This window comes from uncultured Hymenobacter sp. (assembly GCF_964242765.1).
In the GTDB taxonomy this organism is placed as follows: domain Bacteria; phylum Bacteroidota; class Bacteroidia; order Cytophagales; family Hymenobacteraceae; genus Hymenobacter.
The window spans coordinates 1-10,572 of sequence record NZ_CAXTBM010000111.1; the positions used below are offsets into that span (position 1 = coordinate 1).

The 10,572-nt window shown below is 57.8% G+C and carries 11 protein-coding genes and 1 pseudogene; 9 read left to right on the forward strand and 3 right to left on the reverse strand.

Features of this window, described 5'->3' with window-relative positions:
• Nucleotides 1-316: 316 nt before the first annotated feature.
• Together ACFE7X_RS24170 and ACFE7X_RS24175 are read left to right on the forward strand one after the other, a co-directional pair.
• Nucleotides 317-484 (forward strand): hypothetical protein, encoded by a 168-nt coding sequence (locus ACFE7X_RS24170; RefSeq protein WP_375438246.1) that lies wholly within the window; start codon nt 317-319, stop codon nt 482-484.
• 115 nt (nt 485-599) lie between these two features.
• Nucleotides 600-875 carry an alpha/beta fold hydrolase gene (locus ACFE7X_RS24175; RefSeq protein ID WP_375438247.1) on the forward strand — a complete coding sequence of 92 codons (276 nt, stop codon included), beginning with the start codon at nt 600-602 and terminating at the stop codon, nt 873-875.
• A gap of 68 nt (nt 876-943) precedes the next feature.
• On the opposite strand, the gene ACFE7X_RS24180 is transcribed toward ACFE7X_RS24175, so the two are convergent.
• Both ACFE7X_RS24180 and ACFE7X_RS24185 read right to left on the reverse strand, forming a co-directional pair.
• On the reverse strand, nt 944-1,111 hold the full coding sequence (locus ACFE7X_RS24180; protein WP_375438248.1) for a winged helix-turn-helix transcriptional regulator: 168 nt from the start codon (nt 1,109-1,111) through the stop codon (nt 944-946).
• A gap of 117 nt (nt 1,112-1,228) precedes the next feature.
• Complete coding sequence (locus ACFE7X_RS24185) at nt 1,229-2,239, reverse strand: helix-turn-helix transcriptional regulator (RefSeq protein ID WP_375438249.1); 1,011 nt, start codon at nt 2,237-2,239, stop codon at nt 1,229-1,231.
• A gap of 141 nt (nt 2,240-2,380) precedes the next feature.
• Here ACFE7X_RS24185 and ACFE7X_RS24190 point away from each other — a divergent pair, with 141 nt between their 5' ends.
• From ACFE7X_RS24190 to ACFE7X_RS24200, 3 genes are all read left to right on the forward strand, one after another.
• A complete protein-coding gene (locus tag ACFE7X_RS24190; RefSeq protein ID WP_375438250.1) occupies nt 2,381-2,671 on the forward strand; it encodes a hypothetical protein in 291 nt (96 codons plus the stop codon).
• 227 nt (nt 2,672-2,898) lie between these two features.
• Nucleotides 2,899-3,150, forward strand: coding sequence for a carboxypeptidase-like regulatory domain-containing protein (locus ACFE7X_RS24195; RefSeq protein ID WP_375438251.1), 252 nt, complete (start codon nt 2,899-2,901; stop codon nt 3,148-3,150).
• A gap of 20 nt (nt 3,151-3,170) precedes the next feature.
• Nucleotides 3,171-4,754 carry a TonB-dependent receptor plug domain-containing protein gene (locus ACFE7X_RS24200; RefSeq protein ID WP_375438252.1) on the forward strand — a complete coding sequence of 528 codons (1,584 nt, stop codon included), beginning with the start codon at nt 3,171-3,173 and terminating at the stop codon, nt 4,752-4,754.
• Between the two features lie 131 nt (nt 4,755-4,885).
• On the opposite strand, the pseudogene ACFE7X_RS24205 reads toward ACFE7X_RS24200, so the two are convergent.
• A pseudogene (locus ACFE7X_RS24205) lies at nt 4,886-5,836 on the reverse strand (alcohol dehydrogenase catalytic domain-containing protein).
• A 1,322-nt stretch (nt 5,837-7,158) separates the two neighbouring features.
• Here ACFE7X_RS24205 and ACFE7X_RS24210 point away from each other — a divergent pair.
• The 4 genes from ACFE7X_RS24210 to ACFE7X_RS24225 all read left to right on the forward strand — a co-directional run bounded on the left by ACFE7X_RS24210 (nt 7,159) and on the right by ACFE7X_RS24225 (nt 10,259).
• Complete coding sequence (locus ACFE7X_RS24210) at nt 7,159-7,644, forward strand: hypothetical protein (RefSeq protein ID WP_375438253.1); 486 nt, start codon at nt 7,159-7,161, stop codon at nt 7,642-7,644.
• An 808-nt stretch (nt 7,645-8,452) separates the two neighbouring features.
• Nucleotides 8,453-9,037 (forward strand): Crp/Fnr family transcriptional regulator, encoded by a 585-nt coding sequence (locus ACFE7X_RS24215; RefSeq protein WP_375438254.1) that lies wholly within the window; start codon nt 8,453-8,455, stop codon nt 9,035-9,037.
• Nucleotides 9,038-9,136: 99 nt separating this feature from the next.
• Entirely contained in the window at nt 9,137-9,511 is a 375-nt protein-coding gene (locus ACFE7X_RS24220; protein WP_375438255.1) for a DUF4260 domain-containing protein, read from the forward strand.
• A 229-nt stretch (nt 9,512-9,740) separates the two neighbouring features.
• Nucleotides 9,741-10,259, forward strand: a complete 519-nt coding sequence (locus tag ACFE7X_RS24225) for a hypothetical protein (RefSeq protein ID WP_375438256.1) — start codon at nt 9,741-9,743, stop codon at nt 10,257-10,259.
• Nucleotides 10,260-10,572 lie beyond the last annotated feature (313 nt).

Sequence of the window (10,572 nt, forward strand, 5' to 3'; positions counted from 1 at the left end):
AAATCCACCTTCAAACAACGTCCCAGTTGTGTCCAGCTTAGCTAGACCACCTCATGCGTAGCGACTTATGAAACAATTCCTGCTCTTGCTCGCCGTCTTCTCTACTACCTGGGCCAGTGCCTAGACGTGCCCACTGCCGCAGTTCCAAGCCCTGCACCAGCAGCAGCCGGTGGTCCTGGCCGGGAGCCCCTTGGTGTCCGCCATCACGTTGACGCTAACCAAAGCGCCCAACTGTCGCGCGCCGCTTACCTATCACTTCCGAGAAGCCCAATTGACCTTAGTACGGGCTAAACGCCCCCTCTTGCCGATCTTGTCCATGACCACGCCAGAGGTCGACCTCACGCCCTTCCAGCACGTCTATCAACCGGGGGATCGAATCTTCATTGAATTGCTGGGCGTCACCGTGACGTCGGCCCAGGGCCAGCCCGCGCCGTACCCATTGGAGCCCGGTCAATTTGTCGGGGGCAATTGGGTCCTGCACTAAGCGCTAGAGCGCTCCAGGCTAGCCCCAGCGCCTGCGGATAGTGTCGTGTATACCACCCCGAGCGAGTCGGATGCGTGACTGGCCACCGTCACCCACTGGCCAAGTGTAAGCGGCCGTGTACAACCAGCCCGAAAACATCCGCGCGTCGAATGCCTGGTACCAGGCCCTGGATCAAGACATTGCCGATGCCAGCACGTATGCGCGCCTCACCATGCCGGTGCTGGGCATCGGGAGCTACGTGTCATATAGCTACCTGCAAATGAGTTTGTCCCTCGTGGCCGAAAACGTCCAAGTGGTCGGCATTCTAGACAGCGGGCACTATCTGTTCGAAGAAAAACCGGCGCAAGTGCTGGAAGCAGTCCTGGGCTTCCTGCGCCGGTCTGCCAGCTAAGAAGGGCGGTAGAGTACGTATAACAGTCCCTGAGAGCAACTTCTTACCGCAATGCCTAACGACGGGGGCTAGAACCGAGCTGCCAACCGCGCCCAAAATTCCTCGCTGTGCGCGGTGCCCCACAACTCCATGGCATCGATAATCGGGAGCATACTCTCGCCCTGCGAAGTCAGGGAATACTCCGCTTTCAAGGGCAATACCGGGTACATTACTTTGCGCACCATCCCGTGCTTCATCAGCTCGCCCGCCTCAGCTTTTAAACGAAACGGCGTGGTTTTGCTGAAGGAAAAAAGCCAGTTTATGCCAGTTGCCTGCGGGGCCGGAATTTTCTGATGCCGTGGCGACGGACGGGTTCAGCCTGCTTTGCCGGAAATCCTGACGCCAATTTTCCGGCTGTACTGCTTGGGCCTGAGGCCCACATGCCGCTCGAAGAGTCGGGTGAAGTGGCTCAGGTTGATAAAGCCCAGTTGGTTGCCTACTTCGGACACCGTAAATCTCCCTTCCTGTAGCAGTTGGGCCGCCTCCTGCATCCGTACGGTTTGATAGTAGGAGTAAATGCTGGTGCCGAACACCTGCTTGAACAGGCGCTTCATTTTGCTCTCGCTGAGGCCGGTAAAGCTGGCCAACGCCGGCAGGTTCGGCGGGATGCTCAAGTCCTTGAGCACCTGGTCGCGCACCCGGTAGAGCTGCTGGGCGTCCGCTACGCTAAGCGGATACTCGGGCGCGTGCTGGCGCTTGAGCAGCTCGACCAGAAACAAATAAATCAGTTCCTCGGCCTTCACTTTCAAGTAGTAGCGGCGCAGCTCGGCCGGGGCGTCGGCCGCCACCAACTGCGCGGCTACTGCCTGCATGGTCGGCGAGATAATTTCCTCGTAGAGAAACGTCTGCCCGCCGGAAAGCAGCGTCTGCACGCTTCCTTTTACCTCGGTGGGCGGCAACAGCTCCGCGAACAGCGCCACATCGGCGGCCAGCACCAGGGCGTTAATAGTCGTGTTGGCCGGCGAGTAGAACTCAAAGTTCATGTCGGCCGAGGAAACCCGCACGGTGGGCAGGGGCCTAGGGCGCGGAGCCGCGGCGGCCAGCGGGCGCGACGTGGCCACGTCGGGCGGAACGAGGTGGCGGAAGCTGAAGATGATGGTGCCTTTTCCGGCCGTGAAGGCCGTTTTGCGGAGCCTCACTGCCTCTTTCAACTCGCACTGGTAAATAGTCAGGTGCAGCCGCGGGCCGAAATCCAGCGCCTGAATGTAGCCAGTGCCCAGGGCCGCCGCTAACGTCAGGCACCCATTCTCGAGCGGGCTGTCGGTGGCGGCGGCCAACATTGTGAGAAAGTCGTTGTCCTGGGTGGCCTGGAGTTCGAGCGTCATAAGTGGGTCGCTTTCGACTATTAACAAGTCAAGTTAGACCATTTTACGCGAAGTCGGTGGCAAAACTTTGTCGTAGTTCCGCTGCCCCGCGCCAAGAGCGTCGGCGCGCAGCACTATCCAGCAGTCTAACCCCTTTCGCTTATGGAACCATCCCTTCTGCCGCGGCCCGGTCGTGGTGGCCCGGGTCGCCCCTTTCCCCGGCGCGGACTGCGCCAGGCTAGCGGCTTCTACCGCTTGGCGCGTCCTCAAGCCTATCCGGTGCCCGTGCGTCGGGCCAAGGTAGTCTGCGCTTCGCAGCGAACCGGCCCGCCACCGGCTCTGCGGCAGCAAGCCGCCGGGCTAGCCAGCAAATGGCTGCTAGCCGGGACCGAATGGCTGATAGGCGCCGACATAGTGGCCACTCTGCGTTTTCTGGGGGATTTATACCTCTGAACTACCTCAATCACTGGTAATGCCCAGGGAATCGCAACAAGTCGCTTTGGACTATTAGTTGGCCATTATGGATCATTAATAGCTGACTTGATTTAGAAACTTTGCAGGATTCTTTTTCCCCGCGCACCGACTGCCTCGAAAGCTGCCGTCCGTCAATCTATACTTTTCCGACTTCGCGCTATGAAACTATTCGTGTTGCTGCTTACCGGCCTGGTGGGCGGTACTGTTTGCCCCGATGCCTAGCGCGGCCCAAACCCTGCTCCCGCCGCCCGGCGGCCCCCGTCACGCTCAGTGGCTACCTGCGCGACGCGGCCACCGGCGAAGCCCTCATCGGGGCCACCGTGTTCGTGCGGAGCCTGGGCGTGGGGGCCACGGCCGACGAGCGGGGCTACTACGCGCTGGCCGTGCCGCGCGGCACCCACACCTTTACTTTCTCACCTATATCGGCTACGCGCCCACCGAGCAACTCCTCACGCTGACCACCAACCGCACGGCCACCGTGCCGCTTCAGCCCCAGGCCAACCAGATTGGCGAAGTGGTGGTGCGGGGCCGCCAGCCCGAAGACAACGTGCAAAGCACCGAGATGGGCACCACCCGGCTCGACATGAAAACCATCAAGCTGGTGCCGGCGCTGCTGGGCGAGGTCGATGTGATTCGGACCATCCTGCTACTGCCGGGCGTGAGCACCGTGGGCGAGGGCGCGGCCGGCTTCAACGTGCGTGGCGGCGGCATCGACCAGAACCTAATTCTGCTCGACGACGCGCCCGTAATGAGCGGCTCGCACCTGTTTGGGCTGTTCTCGGTGTTCAACCCCGACGCCGTGTCAGACGTGAAGCTGGTGAAGGGCGGCATCCCGGCCCAATACGGCGGGCGGCTGTCGAGCTTGCTGGACGTGCGGCTAAAAAACGGCAGCACCGAGAAGTTCGGGGTCACGGGCGGCCTCGGCACCATCTCCTCCCGCCTAGCCCTGGAAGGGCCGATTCAGAAGGGCAAAAGTTCGTTTGTCGTGGCCAGCCGGCGCTCCTACGCCGACTTGTTTCTGCAGCTCGTGCCCGACCAGGCCGACAACGTGGCTTACTTCTACGACCTCACGGCCAAGGCCAGCTTCACGCTGGGGCCGCGCGACGGCCTGTTTCTCTCGGGCTACCTAGGGCGCGACGTGTTCAACTTCGGCACGCAGTTTCGCACCGATTTTGGCAACACGTTGGGTTCCGTGCGCTGGCAGCACACCTTCAACGACCGGCTTTCGGCCAACCTGACGGACTTGGTGAGCCGCTACGACTACCACCTGAACGTGCCCACTGGTACCGACGGCTTCGACTGGAACTCGGGTATTCTCAACCGCACCGGTAAGGTAGATTTCGTGTACCGGCGTCACGCCAATAGCACCCTCACCTTCGGGTTGAGCGGCACGGCCTATACCGTGAAGCCTGGCCGGGCGCAGCCCACCAACGCGAAATCCATCTTCCGCTCGCGGGAGTTGCCCAACCAAACTGCCGCCGAGTACGCCGCCTACGTGGACCACGAGCAGAAGCTGACCGAGCGCCTGGCCGGGCAGGTGGGGTTGCGGCTGAGCGTGTTCGATTACCTCGGGCCAGGCACGGCCACCACCTACGCCGGCCCCGACGGACAGCAGAAAACCGTGGTTGAGGAGCAAGCGTACGGTCGGAACCGGGAAATAGCGGAATACGTGAACCTGGAGCCGCGGGCCTCCCTGCGCTACACGCTCAATCAGACCAGTTCGCTGAAAGCCAGCTACAACCGCACGGTGCAGAACCTGCACCTGATTTCCAACACCACCGCCTCCTCGCCCCTCGACGTGTGGACGCCGAGCACCAACAACATCAAGGCCGAGCACGCCGACCAGCTGGCTGTGGGCTATTTCCGCAACTTCCGGGATAATGCCTACGAGGCCAGCGTGGAAGTGTACGGCAAAACGATGAACAACCAGATTGATTATATCAACGAGGCCGATTTGCTGCTCAACGACCGCCTCGAAGCCGACCTGCTTTACGGCCGGGGACGGGCCTACGGGGCCGAGTTTTACCTGAAAAAAACACCGGTCCGCTTACCGACTGGGTGAGCTACACACTCAGCCGCTCAGAGCGGCAAATCAACGGCATCAATAACAACGACTGGTACGTGACTAAGTACGATAAGCCGCACAATCTGTCGGTGGTGGGCCTGTACGCGGTGTCGCCGCGACTGACCCTGTCATGTACGTTCAACTATGGCACCGGCATTGCCACCACGATGCCCGACAGCCGCTACGAGTACCAGGGCCTGGTGGTGCCCTACGTCACCGGCGACCGGCGCAACAACTACCGCGTACCCGCTTACCACCGCCTCGACCTCGCGGCCACCTGGCAGCAGGAGCGCAACGCCGGCCGCCGCTGGCAGGGCGAGTGGGTGTTCTCGCTTTACAACACCTACGGCCGCAAAAACCCCTACAGCATCTCGCTGCGCCAGCTCCCTGAAGTTGTAGGCTTCGCAGTAGGCGTACTGTTTGGCGAACTCCAGCCGGTAGTCCAAATGATCAATGATGATGACGCGCCCGGCGCCAAACAGCCAGGCGCAGCGGGCAGCCATAATCCCGACGGGTCCGGCCCCAAACACGACCACGGTATCGCCTTTCTGAATGCCCCCCTGTTTGGCCGCCTGGTAGCCCGTGGGGGTCACATCGGTCAGCATGACAGCATCTTCAATGTCCATCCCTTCCGGAATTATGGTCGGGCTCACATCGGCATAGGGAACGCGCACGTATTCGGCCTGTCCGCCGTCGTAGCCCCGGCAATACGGGCATAGCCAAAGAAGCCCCCGACCGCCGTCGCTTCCGGGTTGGATTCGTGGCAGTTGCCGTAGAGTTCCTGCTTACAAAACGGGCAGCTCCCGCAGGCAATGTTAAAGGGCACCAGCACATGGTCGCCCACTTTTAGCTTTTGTACGCCCGACCCGACGGATTCCACCACGCCGGTGAATTCATGGCCGAAGGTCATGCCCACGCGGGTGTCGGGGACCAAGCCATGGTAGAGGTGCAGGTCCGAGCCGCAAATCAAAGAGCGGGTCACCCGCACAATGGCATCGTAGGAATGTTTAATCTCGGGTTCGGGCCGGTTGCGGTCCGCTCGGATGCGGAAAGGTCCCACGAAAGTTCACAGCTAACATAGACCAGGAAGATTGAGGTGAGATAAAAAAAGGCAGGGGGTGAACCCGCAGGGCTCCCCCAACACAAGAAGTTCTTCTGCCTGCTCCGAGGAGGAGTGAACCTGCGGAGGCGAATAAGACAGAAGGCCGAGGCGATTCCCCAAGAAGGGGCGCAGAGAGGCAACTACCGGTAGAGCATATTCTTACGGGCAGGTCGAGGAAAGGGAGAACAGGAAAATACCAATTTGTACTCGCATTCATACGGAATATTCTATATTCTAATTGGTTTTTGAGCCTTACTACGCAGGGGTAGGTAGCCCAGGCGGTGCCCATCGCTGAAATAGCTGTTGATCGTAGCCATCCGATTAAACTACAGGCACTTCCTCGGAGGGTATAGACCAGCAAGGGTAGAGTCTTATTCCTGGGCAACACGCGGCGGCAGTACGCGGCCGCGTGGCAGGGCCTCCAGCAGCCTATGCATCGGGCCCTCGACTTTGAGTAGGCGCTGGCACTGTACCGCTTGCTCAACCGGCTTGAGAAAGCTGCCCTGCTTTTCAAGAATTGGGGTTAGGGTTATGCTTGAAGGCTATGGGGAGTTCCTTCTTATTTCAGTATAACCAGCCGTTATGTGAACCTTGCTTACTAAGCATTTTCTGTCCGCCTTGTGTATCGACAGCGCAATAGAGGGTTATGGGAATAACTGTAGTTATTCCCTGGCTCCTTTAGGGCAGCTACTATGGCTGGCTCGTCGTAGATAGACAGACGGTCCAATACGTCGAATTACGTGGAGTAAAGCTTTTCTGCTCGTGTATTATAGCAACGTCTGCTAATCGGTACTTGTATTGCAGAACTGTTCCGAGATTCTGCTTATAAAAACATTACGTTAGGAGGAAAACTCGATACCCTGTCTACCCTACTCTTGCGATAGGGTAGACAGGGTATCGAAAAATCTAATCTACTGACCGCAGAGGCGAGGTAGTGTAGGCTGTGTGCCGAAGCACCCACTTAAAGAAATCGTCTCCTGAGAGGTGTCCTACTACAACCTTTTGACACTTGGCTCTCTCCTTGTGTTGTCCCCCTTCCCGCATCCGGTACTCTCCCTTACGAGCAGGATAAAAAGCCCCGGCTTTTTATCCTGCTCGTCGGCCATGAGGTACGCGGCAACGAGCAGGAAGAGGCCAACGCGCCTTCCTCTTGGTTAGTAGCCATCAACTTCCACCTCTATGCCACACGTGCTCCGCTCTGTCAGCCTAATCGCCTTGCTCTTTTGTGCAAGCTGTAAATCGTTCGATCCTAACTTGCTAAACCCTACTGCGGTCGTCCTTAGCCCAAAGCTGCCGGCCATGGAGGACCGCGTTCGGGATGAGGTAGAATTAACGGTGGTGATTGTGCCCGGTGAGAGCGTGGTAACGACTCGTTCCCGCGATGTGGCCACTTTGTTTGAGCGGGAGACTCGGGAAGCCATAACAGCGCCGTACGGTGATAAAAGAGGCTTCCTCGAACTTAAAGTCACCCCCATCCAGACCCGTGGTTCTGCTTGGCCGCTGGTATCTGGGCTGACGCTTTTCATCCCCAATGTAGTCGGTATGCCCCTCTCGGCGTGGAGAACCACGGTTTCCACCCAACTCGATGTGCTCGACAGCCAGCGGCGACTCGTAGCCACCTATCGGGCCGAGGGCGAAGCCAAGGCGGTGTGGGGTCTGTTTAGCGCCACCAACTATACCGAACCGGGCCGGGTCGTCTATCTGCAGGCGGTGCGGCAGTGCCTCGACCAGATCAAAATTAAGATGCAACCTGATTTGGCGCGTTTGCAGAACCAGTTGAAGTAAGGTAACACCCGCTTCATTACGAGCTAAAATACGTGGGTAACCACGGGTCGGCTGCTCTCATAGGCCAGCAGTAATTACGCTTTGCTAGGAAGATTGGTGTAGTAGGCTGACTGGCGCAGAAAGCTTGCATAGCCTTTTCATCGGTGTACTCTAATTGCTACATACAGAGTCAAACGCCGGCTTTTCTGCCTGAAGCTGTTTAGCGAAATGAAGTGTTCTAAACGCGTTCTAGCGCAGACGGGCGACATCTCTGCAGAAGAATATTGCTTCAATAGGGATGCTCTACCGATGGACTCCCTCCCTTTTCTATATAATTAAAAGTGAACACGCCCCGGTGACTATTCACGGCTGGGCCCGACGAGAGGAACCGCAGACCTGGACCATTAGGGAAGCGAACATCCTCTTTGATAAAAATTAGATACTCCCAGTAACCAGACCTTTCGTGGGGCAAAAGGACATACGCCTGAATGAATTACACAAGCGTCACAGATGCCCTACCAGTAACCACTACCCTGTTTTGGAGGCTTCCATTTTACAAACGCTTGTGGTAGTTGCAGAGCCCGCCTTATAGCTAAACTAGAAGCAGGTTACCGTCCCAACAGTGCGATAAAAGCTAGGTAAAGCAAAAATAGCGGGCAGTTAAAACAGCCCTAAGTCGCTTCTATATGCAGTACACAAAGTTCGGCAACAGCCACGAGGACGTCTCAGAGAAGCCTTGAAAAGTATTTGTTTTCATTTATGCTCGGTGCAGTGCCTTGGATGGTAGTTTAGCCGGGTTGCTGAACTATCACGCTGCTGTTTTTTGCCCATGCACCCGTTGCGCGCCTACCTCCACCGCTTTATTCCCGAACTCACCGACGCCGACTGGCACCCGCTGGCTCAGGCCCTGCGAGTACGTCACCTCGCCCGCGGGCAGCATTTCATCCAAGCTGGTGGCTACCTGGCCGAACTTGCATTGCTGCTCCGCGGCACCTGTCGCCTCTACTACCCCCGCCCGGATGGGGAAGAACGCACCACGTACTTCTTTTTTGAAAACCATTTATTAGCGGACTACGCTGGCTGCCTAACCGGTCAAGCCAGTCAACTCAGTATTCAGGCCCTGGTGGACACGGAGCTAGTCGTCTTCAACTATGCCGTGTTGCGCCACCTCTACGACGAGCGGCCCGTTTATGAGCGTTTCGGCCGCCTGCTGGCCGAATATCATCTGCTGGGCACTGATGCGCGTTTAGTCGAGCACCTACTGCTCTCTCCGGAAGAACGCTACCGAGCGCTGTTAACCAGTGGCAAAACCAAGATCCTCGAGCGCATTCCGCAGCACTTAGTGGCCAATTACTTGGGCGTCACACCCGTCTCGCTGAGCCGCATTCGGGCGCGGGTGGCGCGGGAGCACTGAGCCACACAAGAATTTTTCTTAGCCTTTGTTATCGTCGGCCAGCGACGGGGAGCCGCACTTTTGGGTATTCTTTTTCACCCCCTCATTTGTTGCTGCCCCATGAAACTGCTGCTCCAACTCGAAGAACTTGCCGAAGTGCTCCTAGCCCTGCTCGTTTTCGCCCACCTGCCTTATGCCTGGTGGGTGCTACCCGCCACCTTTCTGCTGCCGGACCTAAGCATGATCGGCTACTTAGCAGGGCCGCGCGTGGGGGCCGTGTGCTACAACATCGCCCACCACAAAGCCCTGGCCATAGCAGTTGGAATCGGCGGCTGGTGGCTCGGCCAGCCCGTACTGCTGCTCGCCGGCACGGTGCTGCTGTTTCACAGTGCCTTCGACCGGCTGCTAGGCTATGGGCTGAAGTATGCTACTGGTTTCCACAATACCCACCTAGGACGCGTAGGGGGTAAGCCTGTCAGCACCGCAAACAACTAGCGTATAAGTGTTTTCATGCTAGCAACCACGCCTTTTAGCACGCAAACTAGCTAGTTCAAATCCGATCATCTTGCTTAAAACACTTGTCTACCAAACGACTATAAACTTCCAGTCCATAGGTTTGAAACGAACGGAATTTGTTGGTTCTGGCTAAAGCCGATTGAAAAAAGCCCACTCAAAGTGGACTATGCTAGGCTAGAATTCTCGTCCCATTCAACTGGTCGTTAGGATGGTTCAAGTATGCCTTCAAGACCTCGTCCGTCAAGGTGTCTACCACATCGACCACGGCGGCAGCGGGGCCGATGTGCGTCGGCGCACGTTGGTGCGCACGTGTGTCCACGTCCTCGACGCGCCCCTGCTCACTCAGGGCCTAAGCGTGCGGCCCGGCACGCGCCGCACGCTCAGGCTGGTCAACTTCCTAGTGGACCTGTTCTTTATCAAGTACGCGGGCTCCTCCTACGAGCCCGTCCCCGTAGATCAGCGGCAGCAGCGCGGCGACGTGCGGCCCTTCGCAAGGGACTTCGAAGTTCTCCTCTCGCCCGGCCACAACGCTGGCTACGTGTGCCTGCTGGTGCGGCAAGAATGCCTGCTAGTGGCCGCCGAGCTCTGCTCACATGTCGTGGGCCTTAGCTATAGGACCATCAACGAAGACCGCGCCCCGGCCCGGCAGAATATGCTGCGGATGGCGGAATATCCCTCCGAGCGGGCCAATAAGTACCTCAAAGACCTGTTTTCAGCAGCTTTCTGAGGTAGCTTCCTCCGAGGGTAACGCCAACCGACTTTCCCTTTAATGAAGCTATGCTATCGGTTTCCTCTTCGCTACTCCGTTTTGGCGGGGGCTACTGGCCGATAAGCGGGAAATAGTACCGAGGATTCTCGTTACAACGGAGCTAGAAATAGCTACAAGCTACCAATCATTATTTATTGATGTAATGGCGTTTTGCCAAACGCTCATGACTATTGCAGCACTCCTGGTTCAGATCAGAATACGTCTAGCGACTTGTGCAACAGCGAAAAAGCCAGCGGGACTGTTTTTACATTTTATTTAGTTGTTTGTTGTT

What these genes read in the sequence shown, in the direction of transcription:
- ACFE7X_RS24170 (WP_375438246.1), top strand. Translation starts at nt 317, where the DNA reads ATGACCACGCCAGAGGTCGACCTCACGCCCTTCCAGCACGTCTATCAA.
- ACFE7X_RS24225 (WP_375438256.1), top strand. Translation starts at nt 9,741, where the DNA reads ATGGTTCAAGTATGCCTTCAAGACCTCGTCCGTCAAGGTGTCTACCAC.
- ACFE7X_RS24180 (WP_375438248.1), bottom strand. Translation starts at nt 1,111, where the DNA reads ATGAAGCACGGGATGGTGCGCAAAGTAATGTACCCGGTATTGCCCTTG.
- ACFE7X_RS24220 (WP_375438255.1), top strand. Translation starts at nt 9,137, where the DNA reads ATGAAACTGCTGCTCCAACTCGAAGAACTTGCCGAAGTGCTCCTAGCC.
- ACFE7X_RS24185 (WP_375438249.1), bottom strand. Translation starts at nt 2,239, where the DNA reads ATGACGCTCGAACTCCAGGCCACCCAGGACAACGACTTTCTCACAATG.
- ACFE7X_RS24215 (WP_375438254.1), top strand. Translation starts at nt 8,453, where the DNA reads ATGCACCCGTTGCGCGCCTACCTCCACCGCTTTATTCCCGAACTCACC.
- ACFE7X_RS24210 (WP_375438253.1), top strand. Translation starts at nt 7,159, where the DNA reads ATGGAGGACCGCGTTCGGGATGAGGTAGAATTAACGGTGGTGATTGTG.
- ACFE7X_RS24190 (WP_375438250.1), top strand. Translation starts at nt 2,381, where the DNA reads ATGGAACCATCCCTTCTGCCGCGGCCCGGTCGTGGTGGCCCGGGTCGC.